The following is a 24,129-nucleotide window of genomic DNA, read 5'->3' on the forward strand; positions in this document are numbered from 1 at the left end:
GTGCGAGGTGCGGGCGTGGGCGCCGGTGCACGGCGCTGCGTGTACGGCTTTCGGGAGCGGGACAGCGCGAGCCGTGTCCGCGGCCCGAAGTCCCGTACGCCGTTCGTGCCACAGTGCGCCCACATGTGCGGTAAAGCGTCCCGGATATCGGGTATGTGCCCATTAACCCCACGAAACCGGACATGGGTGGGTTCCTGGCCTGGGAAGTGATCGGCGTGATCGACACCGAAGGCGACTGTGCCGAGTGGAGCTTTCCCGCGGAGCCCGGTGCCGTCCGTACCGCCCGTGCCGTCGTCCGGGGCCAGCTGCGCACCTGGGGGCTGGATTCCCTCGGTGATGTGACCGCGCTGCTGGTCAGTGAGCTGGTGACCAACTCGCTGCGGCACGCGGCAGGGCCCATCGGTGTCCGTCTGGTCAGACCCGGGGGACTGCCGGGCGCTCTCCTCGTGGAGGTCTCCGACCCGTTGCCCGACCCACCCCGTGAGCGGTCCGCCGACGCGGACGACGAGAGTGGTCGAGGGCTGCAACTGGTGGCGGGGTCGTCGCGGCGTTGGGGTACCCGGCCCGGGGACACTGGAAAGACGGTGTGGTTCGAGCTGGGGGTGCCCGGCTGAGGGTGCCGGCGGTGCCGGTTGAGGGTGCGGACGGTGCCCGGTTGAGGATGTGGACGGTAGTCGGTTGAGGGTGCGGACGGTGCCCGGTTGAGGATGTGGACGGTAGTCGGTTGAGGGTGCGGACGGTGCCCAGCTGAGGGTGCGTCGGCTGTCGTGCTGAGGGTGCGTCGGGCGGAGGGTGGGGCGACCGATTGGTTCAGGCCATCAGAGTTGTCCGGAGTCTTTGATTCGATGGGGCGCCACCTGGTTAGAAGACTGGGAGTATGTCGCGGCCGGTCCAAAAACCATCGGGACCGTGCTGTGATCGTGAACACCGTGTTGTGCGGCGCCGTAGTGCTGGATACTGCGGGCAGCCGCCCCCGGTGACCGGTGCCGGACGCGGTGAGCTGGAGGGGACGGTTCGCGTGAGCGAGATACCAGCGAAGGCCACGGAGTCCGAGGACCCGTCGGACGGCGCGAGGGCGGGGGCCGCGGGTGATTCCGCCGTGGCCGGAGCGACGGGCGGGGCGATGGGCGACGCCATGAGCCCACCGCGAGGTGACGCGAGAACCGAGCCGACGAACACGCCATGGGGCGGCGCGCCCTCCGGACCGAGCGACGCCGCGAGGCCCCGGACGGCGGGCGCCTCGACGGGCGAACCGACGGACGCGGGCACGGACATCGGCGCGGACCCGTACCAGGCCATGGCCAAGTCGCCTGGTGGACCGCAGGGCCAAGCGCCCGCCGAACCGTCCGGCGAGCCCATGGGCGACGCGATGTGGCAGAGCAGCCCGCCCGGTTCGATCTACGACTACATCAAGGTCGCCTCGTTCTCCATCGGCGCCGACGGCCTCGTCGACCAGTGGAGCCTGCGTGCCGAGCAGCTCTTCGGGATATCCCCCGAGCGTGCCCTCGGCATGGACCCCATCGAGGCGTTCTTCGAACCCGATCAGCGCGAGCGCGGGCAGCGCAAGATGGCGGAGATCCTGGACGGCCGCGAGTGGACCGGTGTGGTCCCCTTCCGCGTGCCGGCCACCGAGGACGGCGAGCCGGGCACCGAGGGCCTCGCCGAGGTCTATGTGATGCCCACCACGACGGAGGACGGCGAGCGGGCCGCCGTGTGCATCGTCGTGGATGTCCGGACCCTCCGCAGCATCGAGACGGACCTCGCCGCCTCGCAGGCGATTTTCGGTCAATCTCCGTTCGGCTTCCTGCTCATCGACACGGATCTGCGGGTCCGGCGCGCCAACAAGCGGTTCGCCTCGGTGTTCGGCGGAAACGTGGAGAGTCACCGTGGCGGTACGGTCCACGACTATCTGCCGCGTTCCGAGGCCGATCGGGTCGCCGCGACACTGCGCCGCGTCCTCGAAACCGGCGACTCCATCACGGACATGCACGTCACCGGTTTCATACCTGGCTCCGACGAGCGCCGGCACTGGTCGGTCAACCTCTACCGCGTGCACAGTGGCACCGGCCGCCCCATCGGTATCGCCTGGCTCGGAACCGACATCACCAGCCGACGCGCCGCGGCCCGGGAAGCGGCCGCCGCCCGGCGCAATCTCGCTCTTCTGAACGAGGCGGGCGCCCGCATCGGTAACTCCCTCGACCTGGAGACCACCGCGCGCGAACTTCTCGACGTCGTCGTGCCCGGTTTCTGCGACCTCGCCACCGTCGACCTGTACCAGGGCCTGCTGGCGGGCGACGAGACCCCGCGGGCGCTCGCCGACGGCAGCGCGGAACTGCGCCGGGTCGCCTTCGCCAGCGCCGTGTCCGACGCGCCGTTCATCGGCGGACCGGCCCCCGTGGCCGTGGGCGCCGTCCACCACTACCCGTTCAACTCGCCCTGCGCGGACGCCCTGCGCACCGCCCGCCCCCAGCACGTCCCCGCCGAGGACGGCGGGCTCATCCAGTCCACGCTGGCGGTCCCGATGGTCGCCCACGACACGGTGGTCGGCCTCGCCCAGTTCTCCCGTACGAAGGGCAGCGAGCCCTTCGGCGACCGCGACCGGGCGCTCGCGGTGGAACTCGCGGCGCGCGCCGCGGTCTGTATCGACAACGCCCGGCTGTACCGCCGTGAGCACGAACGCGCGTTGATCCTGCAGCGCTCGCTCCTCCCGCCGGGCGACCCGGAGGCCTCCGGTCTGGACATCGCGTGCCGGTACCTGCCCGGCAACGCGGCCACCGAGGTCGGCGGCGACTGGTTCGATGTCATCGAACTCCCCGGACACCGCACGGCGTTGGTCGTCGGCGACGTCATGGGGCGCGGTCTGCGGGCGGCGGTCGCCATGGGTGAACTGCGCACCGCGGTCCGTACCCTGGCCCTCCTCGACCTCGAACCCGCCGAAGTCCTCTCGGCGTTGGACGAGATCGCCCGTGGCCTCGGCACCCCCGGCGGAGTCCAGCAGGCCACCCGCGCGGCCCGCCAGCCCCGCGACGCCGACCTCTCCGAGGTGTACCTGGCGACCTGCGTGTACGCGGTGTACGACTCCGTGACCCGCCGCTGCACCTTCGCCAACGCGGGCCATCTGCCGCCGGTGCTGGTCGAACCCGGCGAGAGCGCGCTGATGCTCGACGTGCCGCCGGGCATGCCCCTCGGGGTGGGCGGCGAGCCCTTCGAGGAGGTGGAGGTCGAACTACCCGAAGGCGCACTGTTGGCGCTCTACACGGATGGACTGGTCGAATCGCGCGATCACCCCCTCGACGAGGGTCTGCAGGCTTTCGTCGGCGCGCTCACCGACCCCTCCCGCCCCCTGGAGGACGTGTGCGACCACGTCCTCAACACCCTCGACACCCACCACGGCGAGGATGACATCGCGCTGCTGATGGCTCGCGTCCAGGGGCTGCCCGCCGATTCCGTCGGCGACTGGACGCTGCCGCGCGAGCCGCGCAGCGTGGGGCGCGCCCGTGAGTACGCGCGCACCCAGCTCACCGCCTGGGACCTGGAGCCGCTCGTCGACACCGCCGAGCTCCTGGTCAGCGAACTCGTCACCAACGCGCTGCGCTACGGCGAGGGTGAGATCAGGCTGCGTCTGCTGCTGGACCGGACCCTCGTGTGCGAGGTCTGGGACGCGGGCCTCGTCCAGCCGCGCCGACGCCGCGCCCGCGACACGGACGAGGGGGGCCGGGGGCTGCAGCTCGTCGGTCTGCTCTCCGCCTCATGGGGCTCGCGGCGGACGCCGCGCGGCAAGACGGTCTGGTTCGAACTCCCCCTCCCGGACGGCGGCACGCCCCTCACGGACCCGGCGGAGGCGTTGCTGAGCCTGTTCTGACGGCACAGTTCCCCGCACCCCTGAAAGTTTCACGCTCCTAAAGGCCCCTGCGCCCGCGTGTCCTCGGGCCGCCGAAGCTCGCCGCGGGGGCATCGGGCGTGTCGTCGAGCAGGATCCCGCCGAGCACCGCGCCGCCGACGCCCGCACCTTGGGGCCCGGCGTACGGATTCCCGTACGTCCGCACGTCCCGCTCCGCGAGCTGCTGGGCCTCCAGAGCCAGCCCGTCGGCGCGCCGGACGTCGAGGAGGGTGCGGGGCGTGAGCGCGAGGTGCCGCTCCGCCTCCGACAGCCGGGTCCGGGCCTCGACCCCGACCGCTCCCCGGTGTGTCGTGACGAACTCGGAGGCGAGGGCGACGACACTGCGGGCCGGAAGGAGCACGTGGTCGAAGAAGGCCCGGTCGAGGAAGGTCCGGTCGACGGGCACGCGGTCCTCGGCCAGGAGCGGTGCCCCGGCGGCGACGAGGCGACGGAGGGCGCCGAGGGGGTCGTACGGACGGACGCCGCCCGTGATCTCCCGCCGCACGTCGGCGACAGCCGACGCGGCGTGCGTGATCCGACCGGGCAGCGCACCGACGGCCGGGAGGCCGCGCGCGGCCACGAGCTCGGCGTCCGCGTCACGCAGCGCGCCGGGCAACAGGGCCGTCGTGGAGGTGAGTTCGCGGGCCAGCCGGTCGATACCGGCCACGAAGAGGTCCGCCTGGTCGACGGCGGCCTCGGCGGCCCGCAGATGCGCCGTCGCCCGCGCGCCCTCCCCCCGGTCCAGGGACTGCCGGGCCCGGTCCAGGCGGGTGGTGGCGAAGACGAGCCGGTCCTTGGCCTGTTCGACGTTGCCCGCGACGGACAGGGACGCGGAGGGCGCGTACCGCTCGCGCAGTTCGGTGAGCGTCGCCTCCGCGGCCGGGGTGCGCGCGGTGAGCTCCCGGAAACGGGCCTCCGCCGACTCCAGTGCGGCAGGCAACGTCCGTTCCAGGGCGCGCAGCAGGTCGAACCCGGGCGCCTCCGCGTCCAGCCGCCGCCCTGCCTCCGTGCAGCGGGCGACGATCTCCTCCAGCAGCTGCCGTCTCACGAGGCTGTCGTCCGTCAGGGTGTCGTCCAGCCGCTGCCACAGCCGGAAGGAAGCCGTCAGCTCGGAGCGCGCGAACGCCAGTGCCTCCGTGTAGGTCGCGACGGCCTCCTCCCCGAACCGGGCCGCGGCCCAGCCGAGTTCCTCCGTTCCGGTGCGCACGCAGTCGTCGATCCCGACGAGCAACCTCCCTGCCTGCCGGTCGAGTTCGGCGAACGGCACGGGGTGCGGGGTGCCGCCGCCGGGCGTCGTACGGGTCCGGGCCCGTCGTGTCCGCCGCGCGTACGAGTACGCCGCCAGCGCCCCCGCGGCGACCACCGCGACGAGGGGCAGCACGAGATCGCCGGTGCTCGTCCCACCCCGCCCGGGCGCGGCCCGCACCTCGTCGGCTCCCGCCCGTGCGACGGGCAGCAGCAGCCACCCCACCGCCAACAGCCCCCCGAGCACGGCATGCGCCACCCGTACGGCTATGTGGGACGTGGCTCGGCGAGACCGGCTTCGGCTCAGGGGCGACGTCACATTTGGGAGCGTATGACCGCTTGCGCAGGGGCGCGACCGGGGGTGCGCCGAGGCGGGGCCGCTTAAGGTACCGGGGATACGGGGGCATACGGAGGGGGCACGGGGGATGGACGAGCAGCGCACGGGGACCGGGGTGGACACGGGGGCGGAGCCGCCGGCGACACCGGTCGGGGCGGGGACCGGCAGGAAAGAGGGCAGGAAAGAGGGCAGGGAAGCGGGCGGGGGAGCGGGCGGGCCGGAGGGCGACGAGGGCCGTCCCTCCCCGAGCCGGGTCCCCGCCTGGCTTCGCACGGTGGGACGGGGCTGGCGACACCCCCGCCTCCGCTGGCCCAAACGGGTCGCGCTCGCGCTCGTGGTGACGGTGGTCCTCTCCCTGCTCACCGCGGGCATCGCCCTGCGGGCCAACTACGCCGGAGACCCCGCCTCCGGTACCCGGACCAGGGACCGTGACGCCCTCTGGATGGGCCACGCCTGGGTGGACGGCCGGAAGAAGGACGCGGACGTCAAGGCGCTCGCGAAGCGGCTGCGGACCACCGGGATCCGGGATCTGTATGTGCACGCGGGACCGCTGGAGCACGACGGGACCCTGCCCGAGTCGGCGTACCCGAAGGCGCGTTGGCTGGTCGAGGCCGTGCACCGCGAACTGCCCGGTGTCCGTGTCCAGGCCTGGCTCGGCGATGTGCTCGCCACCGAGGGGGAGGTCGGGATGCGCCTGGAACGGGCGGCGACCCGGGCCGCCGTCGTCCGCTCCGCCGGGCAGATCCTCGACGCCGGTTTCGAGGGCGCCCACTTCGACCTGGAGCCCCTGCACTCCGGCGACTCGAACTACCTTTCCCTGCTCGACGATCTGCGCCACGTCACCCGCGCCCACGACGCCCAGCTCTCCGTCGCCGCCCACCAGATCGACCCGCTCCCGAACCTCCACTCCGTCTTCGGCGCCTTCACCGCGCACCCCAAGTGGTGGTCCCAGTCGTTCTTCGGACAGGTCGCCCGCCGGGTCGACCAGATCGCCGTGATGTCGTACGACACGGCGCTTCCGCTGGAGAGCCTGTACGGGGGTTACGTCGCCGAGCAGACCTCCCTCGCCCTCGAAGTCACCCCGAAGTCGACCGATCTGCTGATGGGCCTGCCCTTCTACTACGAGGACAACATGGACCACCACGGCTCCGCGGAGACGGTCGCGGCGGCCGTCCGTGGCACCCGCCTCGGCCTCTCCCGCACCGACCGCACCCGGGAACACTTCGGCGTCGCCCTGTACGTGGACTTCGCCGCCCGGGAGAAGGACTGGACGGCGTACGAGGAGGGCTGGGTCCGATGACCGCCACGCGCACGCCGCTCACGAGGGACGAGCTCGCGCCCCTCGCGGAACACAGCGTCGGGCAGACCCTCACGCTGTTGGAGAACCCCGTGCCATGATCTGAGGGCGCGCGCCGGTTCGGCGCGCTCTGGGGGAGAGGAAAGTCCGTGCACCCGTATCTGGTGGGCTTCGCCGCGCTGGCGATGACCGGCGCGGCGCTGATGGGGGTCGCCGGGATCGTCACGGGCTGGGTGCCGCCCTGGCTGCGCAGGCGTGTCGTGCGGCCGACGCTGTGGGGGTACGGCTCCGTGGTGGGGGTTGCCGGGATGTCCCTGTTCATGTTCATCGGCCCGTTCCGAGGGCCCGACCTCGACATGGCGCCCTACGCGATGACCGGCATGGCCGTCTTCTTCGCGGGGCTCGTGCTGCAGATCCTCTCGCAACGCCCCGGTCGTCCCAGCGTCCCCGCACGCCGATGACAGGGCCCTGGCTCTTCGCGGCCGGCCTCGGCGAGGGCGTGGTCCTCGGACTCGCCGCGGCCGTCGGGATCGTCGCCGTGCGCGGCGGCCGGGTGCCGGGATGGGAGCGCCGCCCCGTCGTCCGGCGCCGTCTGTGGGGCCAGGGCGCGCTGGTACTGACGGCGGCTCTTGCCCTCGAGTCGCTGAGCCTGGCCTTCTCGGGCCCCGGCTTCCTCCAGTTCGCCGTCGCCGTCGTGAGCGGCGCGGGCCTGATCACCGGCGCCGCCCTGATGCACCGCGCGACCCGCGACCGCCGCCGCGGCCCCACCACTCCTACGACGACGGATCCCGCCTCCTGATCTTCGACCCAAGCCACACCAGCGGGTCGTACTTGCGGTCGACCGCCCGTTCCTTCAGCGGGATCAGGGCGTTGTCCGTGATCTTGATGCCTTCGGGGCAGACCTCCGTGCAGCACTTGGTGATGTTGCAGTAGCCGAGGCCGTGCTCGTCCTGGGCGGTGCGCTTGCGGTCCAGGCCGGTGTCGGCGGCCGCGTCCAGCGGGTGCATGTCGAGTTCGGCGACGCGCATCAGGAAGCGCGGGCCCGCGAACGCCGGTTTGTTCTCCTCGTGGTCACGCACGACATGGCAGGTGTCCTGGCACAGGAAGCACTCGATGCACTTGCGGAACTCCTGCGAGCGGTCCACGTCCTCCTGCTGCATGCGGTACTCGCCGGGGCCGAGACCGGCCGGCGGGACGAAGGCGGGGACCTGCCGCGCCTTGGCGTAGTTGAAGCCGACGTCCGTGACGAGATCCCGTACGACCGGGAAGGCGCGCAGCGGTGTGACGGTGATCGTCTCCTCCCGCGTGAACACCGACATGCGCGTCATGCACATCAGCCGGGGACGCCCGTTGATCTCCGCCGAGCACGAACCGCACTTGCCCGCCTTGCAGTTCCAGCGGACGGCCAGGTCCGGGGCCTGGGTCGCCTGGAGCCGGTGGATGATGTCCAGCACCACCTCACCGTCGTTGACCTCGACCGCGAAGTCCTCCAGGCCGCCGCCCTTGATGTCCCCCCGCCAAACCCGGAAGTGCGCCTCGTATGTGGTGGACGCGGCTGTGCTCATCGACTTCCATCCCGCGGCAGCTCGGTGGAATTCATGAAAAGCATCTCCCTTACATCGGATGGCGGTTAGCGTGTAAACATGGCACAGCAGGTGAAGCGGGCTTTCATGTATCGCTTCTATCCCACGGACGAGCAGGCGGCGGAGCTGTCGCGCACGTTCGGGTGCGTCCGCTACGTGTACAACTGGGCGCTGCAACTGCGCTCCGAGGCGTACACCCTGCGCGGGGAGAAGATCGGCTATCCCGCAACGGACAAGGCGCTCACCGCCCTCAAATCCAGTGAGGAGGCCGCGTTTCTGCGGGAGGTGTCCTCTGTGCCGCTTCAGCAGGCGCTGCGACACCTCCAGGGTGCGTTTCAGGCCTTCTTCGACAAGCGTGCCCGATACCCGCGGTTCAAGTCGAAGAAGAAGGCCAGACCGTCGGCGACATACACCCGTTCCGCTTTTCGCTGGCGCGGTGGAGAGCTGTTCCTGGCGAAGATGACCGGCCCGCTGGACATCGCCTTGTCGCGTCCGCTGCCCAAAGGTGTGGAGCCGACCACGGTGACCGTGTCCCGAGATGGGGCGGGACGCTGGTTTGTGTCCCTGTTGGTGGAGGACATGGTCAAGCCACTGCGCAGAACGCGTACTGCCGTAGGTATCGATGCGGGTGTATCCAGCCTGGTGACCTTGTCGACCGGAGAGAAGATCGCCAACCCGAAGCAGGGGCAACGGGAGCGTGCCCGGCTCACGAAGGCGCAGCGGGAACTCGCCCGTAAACAGAAGGGGTCGAACAACAGGGCCAAGGCCTGCGCCAAGGTAGCGAAGATCCACGTCCGGATCGCCGACCGGCGCCGGGATTTTCTGCACAAGCTGACCACCCGACTCGTCCAGGAGAACCAACTGGTCGTGATCGAGGACCTGACCGTCCGAAACATGCTCAAGAACGGCAGCCTGGCGCGTGCCATCAGCGACGCGTCGTGGACACGGCTGCGTTCCATGCTCGAGTACAAGTGCGCCTGGTACGGGCGTGAACTTGTCGTCATCGACCGCTGGTACCCCTCCTCGAAGGCGTGCTCTGCGTGCGGTCGGATCTGCGAGAGCCTTCCCTTGCGCGTCCGGGAATGGACGTGCAAGGGCTGCGGTACCCGACATGATCGGGACCACAACGCCGCGAAGAACATCTTGGCCGCCGGGCTGGCGGTTGCAGCCTGTGGAGCCGGTGTAAGACCTCAGCGGAAGTTCAATCCAAATGAGGCAGTCGGCGGTGAAGCAGGAAATGCTGCGGCGCGAGCCGCGGCACTTCCCGCCTTTCGAGGCGGAAAGAAGGTCAATCGTAAAGCTCCTCTTCGGCGAGGTACTTGACCAGCTCCTCCTTCTCGAAGAGGGCGAGCAGGTCGGGACGAATGGGTTCGGTGGTCTCGCGGCTGAGGTCGATCTGGCCGTGCACCGGGTCGGTGGCCGCCAACCCGCCGGTGGGATCGGTGAGTTGGCACAGGAGGTTCACGCGACGCCAGGTCCGCTCCATCGTCGGATGGTCCTCGCGGGTGTGGCCGCCGCGTGACTCCGTGCGCTCCAGGGCGGCGCGGGCCACGCATTCGCTGACCAGGAGCATGTTGCGCAGGTCGAGGGCGAGGTGCCAGCCGGGGTTGAACTGCCGGTGGCCCTCGACTCCGGCCCGCCGTGCGCGTACCCGCAGCTCCGCGAGTTTCTCCAGGGCCTGTTCCATCTCGGCCTCGCGGCGGATGATGCCGACCAGGTCGTTCATGGTCTGCTGGAGTTCCTGGTGAAGGGTGTACGGGTTCTCGGGCGGGCGTCCGCTCTCCGTACCGGGCTCCGGACCCTCGGCCGAGAAGGGCCGCAGGGCCTCGGCCGCCGCCGTGTCGATCTGGATGTCGTCCACGGGCGGGCGGTCCCCGGTCAGGTCGGCGGCGTACCCGGCGGCGTGCAGTCCCGCCCGCCGCCCGAAGACCAGCAGGTCGGACAGGGAGTTGCCGCCGAGCCGGTTGGAACCGTGCATGCCGCCCGCGACCTCACCGGCGGCGAACAGCCCCGGTACGCCGCGCGCGGACGCCGAGTCCGATTCGACCGCGATGCCGCCCATCACGTAGTGACAGGTGGGCCCGACCTCCATCGCCTCCGCCGTGATGTCGACGTCCGCGAGCTCCTTGAACTGGTGGTACATGGAGGGAAGGCGGCGCCGGATCACCTCGGCGGGCATCCGGGTCGACACATCGAGGAAGACCCCACCGTGCGGCGACCCGCGACCCGCCTTCACCTCGGAGTTGATGGCGCGGGCGACCTCGTCGCGAGGCAGCAGCTCCGGGGGACGCCGGTTGTGGTCCGGGTCCTCGTACCAGCGGTCGCCCTCCTCCTCGGACTGCGCGTACTTCTCCTTGAAGACGTCCGGGATGTAGTCGAACATGAACCGCTTGCCGTCGGAGTTCCTGAGCACCCCGCCGTCCCCGCGCACCGACTCGGTGACCAGGATCCCCTTCACCGACGGCGGCCAGACCATGCCCGTCGGATGGAACTGCACGAACTCCATGTTGAGCAGCGGCGCTCCGGCGAGCAGCGCCAGGGCGTGCCCGTCGCCCGTGTACTCCCACGAGTTCGACGTCACCTTGAACGACTTGCCGATACCGCCGGTGGCGATGACGACGGAGGGAGCTTCGAGCACGAAGAAGCGGCCGGACTCGCGCTCGTAGCAGAAGACGCCCGAGACCCGGTTCCCGTCCTTCAGGATCCGGGTGACGGTGCACTCCTGATACACCTTCAGGCGGCTCTCGTAGTCCCCGGTCTCCTTCATGTCCTCCTGCTGGAGCGACACGATCTTCTGCTGGAGGGTCCGGATGAGCTCGAGGCCGGTCCGGTCGCCGACGTGCGCGAGGCGCGGATACTCGTGGCCGCCGAAGTTGCGCTGCGAGATCCGCCCGTCCTTCGTACGGTCGAACAGGGCGCCCCAGGTCTCCAGCTCCCACACCCGGTCCGGGGCTTCCTTGGCATGCAGCTCGGCCATCCGCCACTGGTTCAGGAACTTCCCGCCCCGCATGGTGTCGCGGAAGTGGACCTGCCAGTTGTCGTGCTCGTTGACATTGGCCATCGCCGCCGCGATGCCGCCCTCGGCCATCACGGTGTGCGCCTTGCCGAACAGCGACTTGCAGATCACGGCCGTACGGGCGCCACGTTCGCGCGCCTCGATGGCGGCGCGCAGTCCGGCGCCCCCGGCACCGACCACGACAACGTCCCACTCCTGCCTGTCAACCACGGACATCAGAAGGCCCCACCCAATCTAGAAGAAGCGCGGATCGTCGAAGGCGCCGGACGCGAGCAGATACACGTAGAAGTCGGCGAGCGCCACGCTGATCAGCGACGCCCAGGCGAGCAGCATGTGGCGGGCGTTCAGCTTCCCGACCCACTGCCACATCCGGTAGCGCACAGGATGTTTGGAGAAGTGCTTGAGCTTGCCGCCGACGATGTGCCGGCAGGAGTGGCAGGACAGGGTGTACGCCCAGATCAGCGTGATGTTGAGCAGGAAGACCAGGGTGCCCAGGCCCATGTGGCCCCAGCGGTAGTGCTCGTCGCGGAAGGAGAGCACGGTGTCGTAGGTCAGGATCCCGGCGACGACGATCGCGGCGTAGAAGAAGTACCGGTGGATGTTCTGCAGGATGAGCGGGAAGCGGGTCTCGCCGGTGTACTCCTTGTGCGGTTCCGCCACCGCGCAGGCCGGGGGCGACAGCCAGAAGCCGCGGTAGTACGCCTTGCGGTAGTAGTAGCAGGTCAGCCGGAAGCCGAGCGGGAAGATCAGGATGATGATGGCGGGGGAGATGCCCCACCAGCTCCCGAAGAGGTCCGCGTTCGGGCCCGCGCGCATCGTCCGGCACCGCTCGGCCAGACAGGGCGAGTAGAACGGCGAGACGTACGGCGCCGAGTAGTAGTTCGTGTCCGCGAACGCGCGCCAGGTCGAGTACACGACGAAGGCCAGCAGCCCGGCCGCGGTGACGGCGGGCGCCAGCCACCAGCGGTCGGTGCGCAGATGCGGGGCGGTGATCGCGGCGCGCGTGCTGGACCGTACGCCGCCGCTGTTCGGATGGGGTTCCGTACCAGTGGTCAAGGGAGAGCTCCGGTCGGGGTCGGGTCAGGGGGCGTGCCGGTCGCGGGCGCCGAGACCCTCGTCGTCCGAGTCGGTCCACAAGGCGTTGTCGTACGGGGTGTCGGGGATGGCCACGAGATCGGGGCGCCGCGGCGAGGCGACGCCGGGGGCCGTCTCGCGCAGCAGCGCGACGCTCTCGCGCAGATGGTCGGCGTCGGCACGGACGCGGCGCATTTCGAGCCCGCCGCTGCCGATTTGCTGCTCCAGGCGGCCCACTGACCGGTTCAGGTCGTCGAGGCAGCGCTGGACTGACATCAGGTCGTCTTGCACGGACATGACGTGACCTCACTTCCGTGGGCCTTCGGGGCCCTGGGTGGCAACGTTCATGCGCCTGCGAGTGTTGCGCGTCACACCTGCCGGTGTGAAGGGACGTGCACCAATTGGCGGGCGTGCGCTGGGGGCGCCGTCCCCTGGAGGTTGCGCCCCCAGACCCCCGCTTCGGCCTGAACGGACTCGTCCTCACATGCTGCACAGGCTGAATCGAGTCGGCCGGCGTTACGCCGCACGGGTGTGCTTGCTCTTGCTCCTCGCGTGTCGCCGCCGGCAGGCGAACCCTTTCCTCTTTAGTGGGTCCGTAGATCTGATCAACTCCTTATATCGGTAAATATACCGCCAAACATGATCAGAACCCCTGTTCGCCCGCGGAGCGGCTTGTCCCGGAGGTAGCAGAGATGACCCACGACGGCGTCGGACTGCGCGCGGTGATGCGCTCGGTCGCGTTCCTCACCGCGGGCGCGCTCGCGGTACCCGCCCTCGCCGCGTGCAGCGCCGACGAGGAGGTCGCCAAGCCCCTCGCCGCGCAGGACATCGCACCTGCGACCCGCGACCGGATCGCGGACGGCGGCACCCTGCGCTGGGCGGTGGACGCCGTACCGGAGACCCTCAACACCTTCCAGGCGGACGCCGACGCCGGCACCTCCCGGATCGCCGGCGCCGTACTGCCCGCCCTGTACCGCCTCGACTCCAACGGCACCCCGCAGCTCAACCCCGACTACCTCGAATCGGCCAAGATCGTCGAGACCGAGCCCAAGCAGGTCGTGCTCTACAAGCTCAACCAGCAGGCGGTCTGGAGCGACGGCCGCGAGATCGGCGCCGCCGACTTCGCCGCCCAGTGGCGCGCCCTGTCCGGCAAGGACAGCGCGTACTGGACGGCCCGCAACGCCGGCTACGACCGCATCGAGAAGATCGAGCGCGGCAAGAGCAACCTGGAGGTCCGCGTCACCTTCAGTCGCCCCTACGCCGACTGGAAGTCGCTCTTCTCACCGCTGTACCCCAAGGACGTGATGGGTACCGCGGACGCCTTCAACGACGGGGCGCGCACCAAGCTCCAGGCCACCGCGGGCCCGTTCGCCCTCCAGAAGATCGACCACAAGAGCGGCGAGGTCCTCCTCGCCCGCAACCCGCGCTGGTGGGGCCGCCCTGCCAAGCTCTCCGAGATCGCGCTGATCGCCGTCCCGCGCGACAAGCGGGCCGAGGCGCTCGCCGCCGACAAGGTCGACCTGGCCGAGATCGACCCCGAAGAGGCCGGCCGGATCACGCTCGCCGCCCGCGAAAAGGGGACCGTCCGGCTGCAGGGACCGGGCTCCGCGCTCACGCCCGCGAAGGCGCTGCGTTCCTGGGCGGTCGCGCACGGCTCCGACGAGGAGGCCGCGTCCGACGAGATCAAGGCCCGCAAGAAGCAGCGCACGGCGATCGCGACGTACGCCCGTCAGCAGACGTCCCTGCGCGACTTCGTGGTCCGCAAGTCCCTCGAGCCCGCCTACACCCAGCTGGCCCTGAACGGCTCCGAGGGCCCGCTCGCCGACGAGCGCGTCCGCCGCGCCGTCGCCCGCGCGATCAACCGCGACGAACTCGCCCAGGCCGTCCTGGGCCCGCTGGGCCTGCCCGCCGTCCCGGTCGGCAGCCACCTCGCGCTCTCCGGCCAGCCGGACTACGCCGACAACAGCGGCGCGCTCGGCGGTCAGGACACCAAGGAGGCGCAGGCGCTGCTGGCGGATGCCGGATGGGTGCCCGGGGGACCGGTGAACGAGCAGCAACAGCCGCAGAAGAAGGACAAGGACAAGGGCAAGGCGGCCGGGCCCGAGGGCAAGAAGGCGGACTCCGACGCGGACTCGGACGACGGAACGTTCATCGTCGGCGAGGACGACAAGAACGGTGAGGCCGACCGGGACAAGAAGGATCCGAAGGATCACGCCGAGAAGCACGGGAAGAACGGGAAGCAGCACGGGGACGAGGAGGCCGGCAAGCATCTCGACGGCAGGCAGTACGTCCCCAAGGACAATCGGCAGGGCGGGGCGCCCGGCGCCTACGCGCCCAAGGGCACGGCCGCCCCGGCGGGCGCCGCGGCAGGCGCGCTCGCCAAGGACGGCAAGGCGCTGACGCTGCGCTTCGTCCTGCCCTCGGGTCCCGGTTCGGACGCGCTGCGCACGGTGGCCGACCAGATCTCTCGGATGCTGGAGCACATCGGCATCCGTACCGAGACGTCCAGGGTGCCGGACGACAGCTATTTCAAGGACCACATCGCCTCGGGCCAGTACGACCTGGCGCTGTACTCCTGGCCCGCCTCGGCCTTCCCCGCCACTGACGCCCGCCCGATCTACGCGAAGCCGGTCCCGGCAGCCGACGGCTCCCTCGCCGTCGAGCAGAACTACACCCGGGTCGGCACCGACCAGGTCGACCAGCTGTTCGACCAGGCCATCGCGACGCTGGACGAGGACGAGTCGCGTTCCCTGGTCCGCAAGGCCGACGCCCGGATCTGGGCCGCCGCCGGATCGATTCCCCTCTATCAGCGCCCCCAGCTCGCGGCCACCCGCCTGAACCTCGCCAACGCCGGCGCCTTCGGGTTCCAGACCCCCCTCTATGAGGACATGGGATTTCTGAAGAAGGGTGCGCAGGGGGGAACGGCAACCAAGAAGGACAGGTAGGAAGGACAGGTAGGAAGGGCAAGCAGGAAGGGCGATCAACGCCGCCCACGGCCTCCGCGGACTAGCCCGCGGAGGCCGTGCCCGTCAAGGCCACGTACCATGGGGTAAGGCCGTGGCGTGTCCAGCCCGGCAGGGTCCGCGTAGCACTGACGTACGCGCAGGCCGTCCACTCACTCCGGGAGAAGCGCCTCAATATGGCCACGCGCCACGACATCCGCAACGTCGCCATCGTCGCCCACGTCGACCACGGCAAGACCACCCTGGTCGATGCCATGCTCAAGCAGGCCGGTGCCTTCGCCGCGCACGCCGCCGAGTCGCTTGACGACCGCATGATGGACTCGAACGACCTGGAGCGTGAGAAGGGCATCACGATCCTGGCCAAGAACACGGCCGTGAAGTACCACCCGAAGGATGGTGGTGAGGTCATCACCATCAACATCATCGACACCCCGGGCCACGCCGACTTCGGTGGCGAGGTCGAGCGCGGTCTGTCGATGGTGGACGCGGTCGTCCTCCTCGTCGACGCCTCCGAGGGCCCGCTGCCGCAGACCCGCTTCGTGCTGCGCAAGGCGCTGCAGGCCCGCCTGCCCGTCATCCTGTGCATCAACAAGACGGACCGTCCCGACTCGCGCATCGACGAGGTCGTGAACGAGGCGTACGACCTCTTCCTCGACCTGGACGCCGACGAGGACCAGATCGAGTTCCCGATCGTCTACGCGTGTGCGCGTGACGGCGTCGCCTCCCTGACCAAGCCGGACGACGGCACGGTCCCGCAGGACAGCGACAGCCTGGAGCCGTTCTTCACCACGATCCTGGAGTCCGTCCCGGCCCCGTCCTACGACGAGTCCGCCCCGCTCCAGGCGCACGTCACCAACCTGGACGCCGACAACTTCCTCGGCCGTATCGCGCTGCTCCGCGTCGAGCAGGGCGAGCTGCGCAAGGGCCAGACCGTCACGTGGATCAAGCGCGACGGCACGATGTCCAACGTTCGCATCACCGAGCTGCTGATGACCGAGGCGCTCACCCGCAAGCCCGCCGAGGTGGCCGGCCCCGGTGACATCTGCGCCGTCGCCGGTATCCCGGAGATCATGATCGGCGAGACCCTCGCCGACCCCGAGAACCCGATCGCGCTGCCGCTGATCACGGTGGACGAGCCGGCGATCTCGATGACGATCGGTACGAACACCTCGCCGCTGGTCGGCCGTGGCGGCACCGGCAAGGGCGCGGACGCCAAGTCCGCGGTCAAGGACCGCAAGGTCACCGCCCGCCAGGTCAAGGACCGTCTCGACCGCGAGCTGGTCGGTAACGTCTCGCTGCGGGTGCTGGACACCGAGCGTCCGGACGCCTGGGAGGTCCAGGGCCGTGGTGAGCTCGCGCTCGCCATCCTGGTCGAGCAGATGCGCCGCGAGGGCTTCGAGCTGACCATCGGCAAGCCCCAGGTGGTCACCCAGATCGTCGACGGCAAGGTGCACGAGCCGGTCGAGCGCATGACGATCGACGTGCCCGAGGAGCACATGGGCGCGGTCACGCAGCTCATGGGCGTCCGCAAGGGCCGTATGGACAACATGTCGAACCACGGCTCCGGCTGGGTCCGCCTGGAGTTCGTCGTGCCCTCCCGCGGCCTCATCGGCTTCCGGACCGAGTTCCTGACCGGCACGCGCGGCACGGGCATCGCCCACTCCATCCACGAGGGTCACGAGCCGTGGTTCGGCACGCTGACCACCCGTAACAACGGCTCGCTGGTCGCCGACCGCTCCGGCGCCGTCACCGCCTTCGCGATGACGAACCTCCAGGAGCGCGGTGTGCTGTTCACCGACCCCGGCACCGAGGTGTACGAGGGCATGATCGTCGGCGAGAACTCGCGCGCCGACGACATGGACGTGAACATCACCAAGGAGAAGAAGCTCACGAACATGCGGTCGTCCTCGGCCGACTCGTTCGAGGCGATCGTCCCGCCGCGCAAGCTCTCCCTGGAGCAGTCCCTGGAGTTCTGCCGCGACGACGAGTGCGTCGAGGTGACCCCGGAGGCCGTGCGCATCCGCAAGGTCGTCCTCGACCAGAAGGAGCGCGGTCGCACCGCCAGCCGGGCCAAGCACGGCTGACCTCGACCCTTCCGCAGTGATTTCGGGCACCTCGCATCCGCGGGGTGCCCGTTGCGTTGGGGGGCGTGCCGAGCGCGACACGCGGTTTGCGCCGCGGTACGTGGCTGCGATAGGGCGGAGAGCGAGGGGACGGTAGGGAAAACCCTTCATTACGGAGGAGGAGCCCTCCAAATTGGCCGGTTCCCACTACCCTGCAATCACGTGGGTCCCGGCCGCGCGGCGTGTCTCGGCGCCGTGATCACACCGTCGGGGACGTACCCGCTTGATCAGCGAACGGCCTTGTCATGCAAGCCCGTTGACCGCGAAACGGGGCAGCTGCCTCCGCCGGTCCGGGGTGGGTGGGCACGCCGATGGCACCCCCGCATGACGGCCACGATAGCCGCAACCTCTTTTTTCGCTCCGTGCGTCCGCAATGCGGACGGTCGAGACCGATAGATGTGTAACAAGTCCGTTTCGGAGGGATCTTTCAGCAAACCCTTTGTCCGGATTTTGGAAGAAGTAGGCGACAGGTGTGATCGAACCGAGACCTTGTGAGTGTGGTCGGGCTCTGGCCCATGGCAGATAGTTAGGCGCGTAGAGCTCGGATCAACGGGCCATACGCCTTCAGGTGGCGTCGGCTTGCGAGCGCAGGGGGCACCAGCACTTTCTCCGTCCCAAGTGTCGGCAGTGTGACTAGTGCTCCCTTTTGCGGTGAACCAATGGACTCATGAGGAGGAACCCATGCGCGGTGCCAAGAGCGCCAAGTGGGTCGCGATAGCCGCGGTTGTGGCGCTGGGAGCGACCGCCTGTGGTGGTGGCGGTAGCGACAAGGGCAGCGACAGCAAGGCCGCCGTCGACCCGGCCGGTAAGTTCTCGGTCGAGGTGGGCGAGCCGCAGAACCCGCTGCAGCCGGCCAACACCATGGAGTCCAACGGCAGCATCGTCATCAAGTCGCTCTTCTCGCAGCTCGTGAGCTACGACGACAAGGGCAACATCGTCTACGTGAACGCCCAGTCGGTGGACACGAAGGACAACAAGACGTACACGGTCAAGCTGAAGTCGGGCTGGAAGTTCCACGACGGCACCCCGGTGACCGCCACGTCCTACGTCAAGGCGTGGAACTGGGCTGCCGCCCCGGCGAACAAGCAGACCAACAGCTTCTGGTTCTCCGACATCGCGGGCTACGACGACGTCGCCCCGGCGAAGGGCAAGCCGAAGGCCACGGAGATGTCCGGTCTGAAGGTCGTCGACGACAACACCTTCACGATCACGCTCTCCAAGGCGATCCCCTACTACGTCTACAAGCTCGGCTACGAGGTCTTCTCGCCGCTGCCCGAGTCCTTCTACAAGGACCCGAAGGCCGCGGGCGAGCACCCGATCGGCAACGGCCCGTACAAGTTCGTCAGCTGGGCGCACAAGAAGCAGATCGAGGTCGCCAAGTTCGACGGCTACCAGGGTCCGGACAAGGCCAAGAACGGTGGTGTGCTCTTCAAGAACTACACCAACCTGGAGACGGCCTACGAGGACCTGAAGTCGGGCAACGTCGACGTTCTGCGTCAGGTCGCCCCGAAGGACCTGCCGGTCTACAAGTCGGACCTCGGCAGCCGCGCGGTGGACAAGGCGTACTCGGCGATCCAGACGATCACGCCGGCCTTCTACACCAAGCAGTGGAAGGACATCAACCCGAAGGTCCTGCAGGGCCTGTCGATGGCGATCGACCGCGCCACCATCACCAAGACGGTGCTCCAGGGCACCCGCGAGCCCGCCACCGGCTGGGTCGCGAAGGGTGTGCTCGGCTACGAGCCGAACGTCGGCGGTGACGTCTTCACGTACAACCCGACCAAGGCGAAGCAGCTCATCAAGGACGGCGGCGGCGTCCCGGGCAACGCCATGACCATCCAGTACAACGCCGACGGCGGTCACAAGGAGTGGGTGGAGGCGGTCTGCAACTCGATCACCAACGCCACCGGTGTCAAGTGCTCCGGCGACTCCAAGGCCGACTTCCAGGCCGACCTGGACGCGCGTGACGCGCACGCGGTCAAGTCCATGTACCGCAGTGGCTGGGTGCTCGACTTCCCGATGAACGCCAACTTCATCCGTGACCTGTTCGGCACCAAGTCGGACGGCAACACGAGCGGCTTCTCGAACAAGAAGATCGACGCCGATATCGCCGCGGCCGACAGCGCCAGCTCGCTCGCGGACTCGGAGAAGAAGTACCAGGCCATCGAGAAGGAGCTCGTCAACTACATGCCGAGCATTCCGCTCTGGTACTACAAGGTCAACGCGGGCTACTCGGACAAGGTCACCGGCGTCGAGTACGCCCAGGACGGCGACCCGATCCTGACCGGCGTTCAGGTCAAGAAGTAACCGCAATCAGCCCGTGATCCCGGGTGCGGCGCCGCCTCGTGCGCCGCGCCCGGGGGGACGGCAGCGGCCGGGGGGCCCTTTCCATGCGCATCGTTCAGGGGTGCGCAGGGAAAGGGCCCGTCGGCTGTCGTCGTAGTAACTACATGGAGGCACGATGGGGCGCTACGTCGCACGACGACTGCTCCAGATGATCCCGGTCTTCATCGGGACAACCCTGCTGATCTTTCTCATGGTCTACGCCCTGCCCGGCGACCCCGTGCGAGGCCTGTTCGGCGACAAGGGCGGAAGCCCTGCCGTCATCGCCTCACTGAGACATCAGTACGGCCTGGACCAGCCGATCCTGGTGCAGTACTACCACTACATGAAGGACATGATCCTTCACTTCGACTTCGGCACGCAGATCGCGAGCGGCCGCCCCGTCACGGACGTCCTCGGCGAGGCGTTCCCGGTGACCCTTCGTCTGGCCTCGCTGTCCTTCGCCATCGAGGTCGTCCTGGGCATCGCCCTGGGCGTCTGGGCGGGCATGCGCGCCGGGCGGTTCGCGGACAACGCGATCCTGCTGGTCTCGCTGCTGCTGATCTCCGTTCCGGTGTTCGTTCTCGGCTTCATCCTGAAGGTCGTCTTCGCCTTCCAGCTCAACTGGCTGCCGCCGAACGTGAACGACTCCACGAACTACAACGAGTTGCTGATGCCGGCGTTCGTCCTCGCGACCGCCTCGCTGGCCTATGTGACCCGGCTCACCCGTACGTCGGTCGCCGAGAACCTGCGCGCCGACTACATCCGTACGGCCATCGCCAAGGGCCTGCCCCGGCGTCGTGTGGTGGGCGTCCACCTCATGCGCAACTCGCTGATCCCCGTGATCACCTACCTGGGCACCGACATCGGCGCGCTGATGGGCGGAGCCGTCGTCACCGAGGGCCTGTTCAACATCCAGGGCATCGGCGGCACGATCTACCAGTCCATCGTGCGGCGTGAAGGCACCACGCTCGTCGGCCTGGTGACCATCCTGGTGCTGGTCTATCTCCTCGCCAGCCTGCTCGTCGACCTGCTGTACGCGGTCCTGGACCCGAGGATTCGCTATGCCTGACGTGACCAAGACCGACGTCCAGACGGCGGTGGCGACCGACGGCGCGGCCACCCCGGTGGCGGTCCCCGCGGCCAAGCCGGAGAAGTCCCGCAGCCTGTGGGGCGACGCCTGGAACGACCTCCGGCACAGCTGGATCTTCGGTGTCTCGGCGGTGCTGATCCTGCTGCTGCTGACGATCACCTTCTTCCCGGGGCTGTTCACCGACACCGACCCGATCAAGGGCGATCTGGCCAAGCACTTCCTGCAGAAGCCGAAGCTGGGCCATGTGTTCTCCGCGGACTGGCTGGGCTACGACCAGCAGGGCCGCAGTGTCTACGCCCGTACCATCTACGGCACCCGGGCCTCCGTGGCCGTGGGCTTCGGCACCACCCTCGCGGTGACGGTCGTGGGTGGCCTGATGGGCATGATCGCCGGATACTTCGGCGGCATCGTCGACTCGATCCTGTCGCGCCTGACGGACGTCTTCTTCGGCATCCCGTTCCTGCTCGCCACCATGGTCGTGCTGACCTCCTTCCCGGACCGCACGACCTGGGTCGTCATCGGCGCGCTGGCCGCCTTCGGCTGGACGCAGATCGCCCGAGTGATGCGCGGCGCGGTGATCACCACCAAGCAGGCCGACTACGTACACGCGGCCAAGGCCCTGGGCGCGAGCACCCCGCGGATCATGTTCCGGCACATCCTGCCGAACACCCTCGCCCCCGTGATCGTCGTCTCCACCATCTCGCTCGGTGTCTACATCTCCGCCGAGGCGACCCTGTCCTTCCTCGGACTCGGCCTCAACGGCGTGTCCTGGGGCAACGACATCTCGGACGGCGGCAACCAGATCCGCGTGGCGCAGTGGATCATGCTCTACCCGTCGATCATGCTCAGCATCACGGTGCTGGCGTTCATCATGCTCGGTGAGGCCGTCCGCAACGCCCTCGACCCGAAGCTGCGCTGAGGGAGGCGTACGTGACCATCATCGAAGAAGACTCCGTCCCGGTGCCCGCCCCGCGTAAGGGCGGCGCCGACGACGGGCCGCTGCTCGAAGTGCGTGACCTGCACGTCGAGTTCCACACCCGCGAGGGCGTGGCCAAGGCGGTCAACGGCGTCAACTACAGCGTCAGCGCGGGCGAGACCCTCGCCGTGCTCGGCGAGTCCGGCTCCGGCAAGTCCGTGACCGCGCAGGCGATCATGGGCATCCTCGACATGCCGCCGGCGAGGATCCCGCAGGGCGAGATCCTCTTCCGCGGCCAGGACATGCTCAAGATGTCCGGCGAGGAGCGCCGCAAGATCCGCGGCCAGAAGATCGCCATGATCTTCCAGGACGCGCTCAGCTCGCTCAACCCGGTCCTGTCCGTCGGCTACCAGCTCGGCGAGATGTTCCGGGTGCACCAGGGCCTCTCCAAGAAGGAGGCCAAGGCCAAGGCGATCGAGCTGATGGACCGGGTGAAGATCCCGGCCTCCGCGGCCCGCGTGAACGACTACCCGCACCAGTTCTCGGGCGGTATGCGCCAGCGCATCATGATCGCGATGGCGCTGGCCCTGGAGCCGGACCTGATCATCGCGGACGAGCCCACCACGGCGCTCGACGTGACGGTCCAGGCCCAGGTCATGGACCTGCTCGCGGACCTTCAGCGCGAGTACAACATGGGCCTGATCCTGATCACCCACGACCTCGGCGTCGTCGCCGACGTCGCGGACAAGATCGCCGTGATGTACGCGGGCCGGATCGTGGAGCGTGCCCCGGTCCACGAGCTGTACAAGCGCCCCGCGCACCCGTACACGCGGGGTCTGCTGGACTCGATCCCGCGCCTGGACCAGAAGGGCCAGGAGCTGTACGCGATCAAGGGGCTGCCGCCCAACCTGCTGCGCATTCCGACCGGTTGCGCCTTCAACCCGCGCTGCCCCAAGGCCCAGGACATCTGCCGCACCGACGTGCCGGCGCTGCTCCCGGTGAGCGAGCAGGACGGCACCGAGCTGGTCGGCCGCGGTTCGGCCTGCCACTTCTGGAAGGAGACGATCCATGGCTGAGCTCAGCAAGAACGACGAGCAGGAGGCCACCCCGAACGTCTCCGACGTGGAGGTCGTCGACGCCCACTCCGAGACGGAGGCGGTCGCCGCGATCGAGGCGCCGGTGGACCGCGGCGAGCCGATCCTGCAGGTGCGCAACCTGAAAAAGCACTTCCCGCTCACCCAGGGCATCCTGTTCAGGCGGCAGATCGGCGCGGTGAAGGCCGTCGACGGTGTCTCCTTCGATCTGCACCAGGGCGAGACGCTGGGCATCGTGGGCGAGTCCGGCTGTGGCAAGTCCACCGTGGCCAAGCTCCTGATGAACCTGGAGCGGGCCACCGCGGGCGAGATCTTCTACAAGGGCCAGGACATCACCAAGCTGTCCGGGCGCGCCCTGAAGGCCGTGCGCCGCAACATCCAGATGGTCTTCCAGGACCCGTACACCTCGCTCAACCCCCGTATGACGGTGGGCGACATCATCGGTGAGCCCTTCGACATCCACCCCGAGGTGGCTCCGAAGGGCGACCGGCGGCGCAAGGTCCAGGAACTGCTGGACGTGGTCGGCCTCAACCCCGAGTACATCAACCGCTACCCGCACCAGTTCTCCGGCGGTCAGCGTCAGCGCATCGGCATCGCCCGCGGTCTCGCGCTCAACCCCGAGATCATCATCTGCGACGAGCCGGTGTCGGCGCTCGACGTGTCGGTGCAGGCGCAGGTCATCAACCTGATGGAGAAGCTGCAGGACGAGTTCAACCTGTCCTACCTCTTCATCGCGCACGACCTGTCGATCGTCCGGCACATCTCGGACCGTGTCGGCGTCATGTACCTCGGCAAGATGGCGGAGATCGGCAGCGACGAGCAGATCTACGACCACCCGACGCACCCCTACACCCAGGCGCTGCTGTCGGCCGTGCCGGTGCCGGACCCGGAGGCCCGTGAGCACCGCGAGCGGATCATCCTGACCGGTGACGTGCCGTCCCCGGCCAACCCGCCGTCGGGCTGCAGCTTCCGCACCCGCTGCTGGAAGGCCCAGGACAAGTGCTCCGTGGAGACCCCGATCCTCGCGGTGCCCGAGGTGTTCATGGGCGTGGACTCGCCGGCGGCCCATGAGTCGGCGTGCCACTTCGCCGAGGAGAAGAACGTCGTGCAGGCGGCCTGAGCGCCACGCGTCCCGTGATCGACAGGCCGGTTCCCGGCACCGCCACCGCGGTGCCGGGAACCGGCT

The 24,129-nt window shown here is 69.1% G+C and carries 18 protein-coding genes; 13 read left to right on the top strand and 5 right to left on the bottom strand.

What is annotated here, in order from left to right; genetic code table 11:
- The first annotated feature begins 182 nt into the window (after window positions 1–182).
- Both ACIRA5_RS32755 and ACIRA5_RS32760 read left to right on the top strand, forming a co-directional pair.
- Window positions 183–614: an ATP-binding protein gene (locus tag ACIRA5_RS32755; RefSeq protein ID WP_099920816.1), complete on the top strand. Its 432-nt coding sequence runs from the start codon at window positions 183–185 to the stop codon at window positions 612–614.
- Between the two features lie 404 nt (window positions 615–1,018).
- Window positions 1,019–3,862, top strand: a complete 2,844-nt coding sequence (locus ACIRA5_RS32760) for a SpoIIE family protein phosphatase (protein WP_403696912.1) — start codon at window positions 1,019–1,021, stop codon at window positions 3,860–3,862.
- Window positions 3,863–3,899: 37 nt separating this feature from the next.
- Here the strand turns inward: ACIRA5_RS32760 and ACIRA5_RS32765 are convergent, their stop codons facing one another.
- Window positions 3,900–5,444, bottom strand: coding sequence for a hypothetical protein (locus ACIRA5_RS32765; protein WP_403696915.1), 1,545 nt, complete (start codon window positions 5,442–5,444; stop codon window positions 3,900–3,902).
- Window positions 5,445–5,550: 106 nt separating this feature from the next.
- Between ACIRA5_RS32765 and ACIRA5_RS32770 the strand changes: the two genes are divergently transcribed.
- The 3 genes from ACIRA5_RS32770 (at window position 5,551) to ACIRA5_RS32780 (ending at window position 7,558) form a co-directional block, all read left to right on the top strand.
- Window positions 5,551–6,762: a hypothetical protein gene (locus ACIRA5_RS32770; protein WP_403696917.1), complete on the top strand. Its 1,212-nt coding sequence runs from the start codon at window positions 5,551–5,553 to the stop codon at window positions 6,760–6,762.
- Between the two features lie 146 nt (window positions 6,763–6,908).
- Window positions 6,909–7,220: a hypothetical protein gene (locus ACIRA5_RS32775; RefSeq protein WP_403696919.1), complete on the top strand. Its 312-nt coding sequence runs from the start codon at window positions 6,909–6,911 to the stop codon at window positions 7,218–7,220.
- A complete protein-coding gene (locus ACIRA5_RS32780) occupies window positions 7,217–7,558 on the top strand; it encodes a hypothetical protein (protein ID WP_403696922.1) in 342 nt (113 codons plus the stop codon). Before ACIRA5_RS32775 ends, ACIRA5_RS32780 begins: the two co-directional genes overlap by 4 nt.
- Here the strand turns inward: ACIRA5_RS32780 and ACIRA5_RS32785 are convergent.
- Window positions 7,533–8,324, bottom strand: coding sequence for a succinate dehydrogenase/fumarate reductase iron-sulfur subunit (locus tag ACIRA5_RS32785; RefSeq protein ID WP_403696924.1), 792 nt, complete (start codon window positions 8,322–8,324; stop codon window positions 7,533–7,535). The genes ACIRA5_RS32780 and ACIRA5_RS32785 overlap by 26 nt on opposite strands.
- Window positions 8,325–8,402: 78 nt before the next feature.
- On the opposite strand from ACIRA5_RS32785, the gene ACIRA5_RS32790 reads away from it, so the two are divergent.
- Window positions 8,403–9,665, top strand: coding sequence for an RNA-guided endonuclease InsQ/TnpB family protein (locus ACIRA5_RS32790; RefSeq protein ID WP_403696927.1), 1,263 nt, complete (start codon window positions 8,403–8,405; stop codon window positions 9,663–9,665).
- Here the strand turns inward: ACIRA5_RS32790 and ACIRA5_RS32795 are convergent.
- From ACIRA5_RS32795 to ACIRA5_RS32805, 3 genes are read right to left on the bottom strand one after another with little or no spacing between them, the layout of a single operon-like run.
- Complete coding sequence (locus tag ACIRA5_RS32795; RefSeq protein WP_403696929.1) at window positions 9,631–11,574, bottom strand: fumarate reductase/succinate dehydrogenase flavoprotein subunit; 1,944 nt, start codon at window positions 11,572–11,574, stop codon at window positions 9,631–9,633. The genes ACIRA5_RS32790 and ACIRA5_RS32795 overlap by 35 nt on opposite strands.
- Before the next feature lie 18 nt (window positions 11,575–11,592).
- Window positions 11,593–12,414, bottom strand: a complete 822-nt coding sequence (locus ACIRA5_RS32800) for a hypothetical protein (protein ID WP_403696931.1) — start codon at window positions 12,412–12,414, stop codon at window positions 11,593–11,595.
- Between the two features lie 24 nt (window positions 12,415–12,438).
- Complete coding sequence (locus ACIRA5_RS32805; RefSeq protein ID WP_099920808.1) at window positions 12,439–12,729, bottom strand: hypothetical protein; 291 nt, start codon at window positions 12,727–12,729, stop codon at window positions 12,439–12,441.
- A 395-nt stretch (window positions 12,730–13,124) separates the two neighbouring features.
- On the opposite strand from ACIRA5_RS32805, the gene ACIRA5_RS32810 reads away from it, so the two are divergent.
- The 7 genes from ACIRA5_RS32810 (at window position 13,125) to ACIRA5_RS32840 (ending at window position 24,063) form a co-directional block, all read left to right on the top strand.
- Window positions 13,125–15,377: an ABC transporter family substrate-binding protein gene (locus ACIRA5_RS32810; RefSeq protein ID WP_403696934.1), complete on the top strand. Its 2,253-nt coding sequence runs from the start codon at window positions 13,125–13,127 to the stop codon at window positions 15,375–15,377.
- Window positions 15,378–15,571: 194 nt separating this feature from the next.
- Window positions 15,572–17,479: a translational GTPase TypA gene (typA, locus tag ACIRA5_RS32815; RefSeq protein WP_403696936.1), complete on the top strand. Its 1,908-nt coding sequence runs from the start codon at window positions 15,572–15,574 to the stop codon at window positions 17,477–17,479.
- Window positions 17,480–18,199: 720 nt separating this feature from the next.
- Complete coding sequence (locus ACIRA5_RS32820; RefSeq protein ID WP_403696939.1) at window positions 18,200–19,825, top strand: ABC transporter substrate-binding protein; 1,626 nt, start codon at window positions 18,200–18,202, stop codon at window positions 19,823–19,825.
- A gap of 154 nt (window positions 19,826–19,979) precedes the next feature.
- Window positions 19,980–20,912, top strand: a complete 933-nt coding sequence (locus ACIRA5_RS32825; protein ID WP_099920803.1) for an ABC transporter permease — start codon at window positions 19,980–19,982, stop codon at window positions 20,910–20,912.
- The gene (locus tag ACIRA5_RS32830; protein ID WP_403696942.1) at window positions 20,905–21,852 is read left to right on the top strand and encodes an ABC transporter permease; all 948 of its coding nucleotides are present in this window, start codon (window positions 20,905–20,907) and stop codon (window positions 21,850–21,852) included. The genes ACIRA5_RS32825 and ACIRA5_RS32830 overlap by 8 nt, the downstream gene beginning before the upstream one ends.
- 11 nt (window positions 21,853–21,863) lie before the next feature.
- Entirely contained in the window at window positions 21,864–22,925 is a 1,062-nt protein-coding gene (locus ACIRA5_RS32835; RefSeq protein ID WP_054228245.1) for an ABC transporter ATP-binding protein, read from the top strand.
- Window positions 22,918–24,063 (top strand): ABC transporter ATP-binding protein, encoded by a 1,146-nt coding sequence (locus ACIRA5_RS32840; protein ID WP_403696945.1) that lies wholly within the window; start codon window positions 22,918–22,920, stop codon window positions 24,061–24,063. The genes ACIRA5_RS32835 and ACIRA5_RS32840 overlap by 8 nt, the downstream gene beginning before the upstream one ends.
- Window positions 24,064–24,129: the final 66 nt, after the last annotated feature.

It is taken from the genome of Streptomyces sp. NPDC096311, assembly GCF_044763085.1.
Taxonomy (GTDB): Bacteria; Actinomycetota; Actinomycetes; order Streptomycetales; family Streptomycetaceae; genus Streptomyces.

Coding starts and splice junctions, on each gene's coding strand:
- ACIRA5_RS32755 (WP_099920816.1), top strand. CDS start 183: ATGGGTGGGTTCCTGGCCTGGGAAGTGATCGGCGTGATCGACACCGAA.
- ACIRA5_RS32770 (WP_403696917.1), top strand. CDS start 5,551: ATGGACGAGCAGCGCACGGGGACCGGGGTGGACACGGGGGCGGAGCCG.
- ACIRA5_RS32780 (WP_403696922.1), top strand. CDS start 7,217: ATGACAGGGCCCTGGCTCTTCGCGGCCGGCCTCGGCGAGGGCGTGGTC.
- ACIRA5_RS32785 (WP_403696924.1), bottom strand. CDS start 8,324: ATGAGCACAGCCGCGTCCACCACATACGAGGCGCACTTCCGGGTTTGG.
- ACIRA5_RS32790 (WP_403696927.1), top strand. CDS start 8,403: ATGGCACAGCAGGTGAAGCGGGCTTTCATGTATCGCTTCTATCCCACG.
- ACIRA5_RS32795 (WP_403696929.1), bottom strand. CDS start 11,574: ATGTCCGTGGTTGACAGGCAGGAGTGGGACGTTGTCGTGGTCGGTGCC.
- ACIRA5_RS32805 (WP_099920808.1), bottom strand. CDS start 12,729: ATGTCCGTGCAAGACGACCTGATGTCAGTCCAGCGCTGCCTCGACGAC.
- ACIRA5_RS32810 (WP_403696934.1), top strand. CDS start 13,125: ATGACCCACGACGGCGTCGGACTGCGCGCGGTGATGCGCTCGGTCGCG.
- typA (WP_403696936.1), top strand. CDS start 15,572: ATGGCCACGCGCCACGACATCCGCAACGTCGCCATCGTCGCCCACGTC.
- ACIRA5_RS32820 (WP_403696939.1), top strand. CDS start 18,200: ATGCGCGGTGCCAAGAGCGCCAAGTGGGTCGCGATAGCCGCGGTTGTG.
- ACIRA5_RS32825 (WP_099920803.1), top strand. CDS start 19,980: ATGGGGCGCTACGTCGCACGACGACTGCTCCAGATGATCCCGGTCTTC.
- ACIRA5_RS32830 (WP_403696942.1), top strand. CDS start 20,905: ATGCCTGACGTGACCAAGACCGACGTCCAGACGGCGGTGGCGACCGAC.
- ACIRA5_RS32840 (WP_403696945.1), top strand. CDS start 22,918: ATGGCTGAGCTCAGCAAGAACGACGAGCAGGAGGCCACCCCGAACGTC.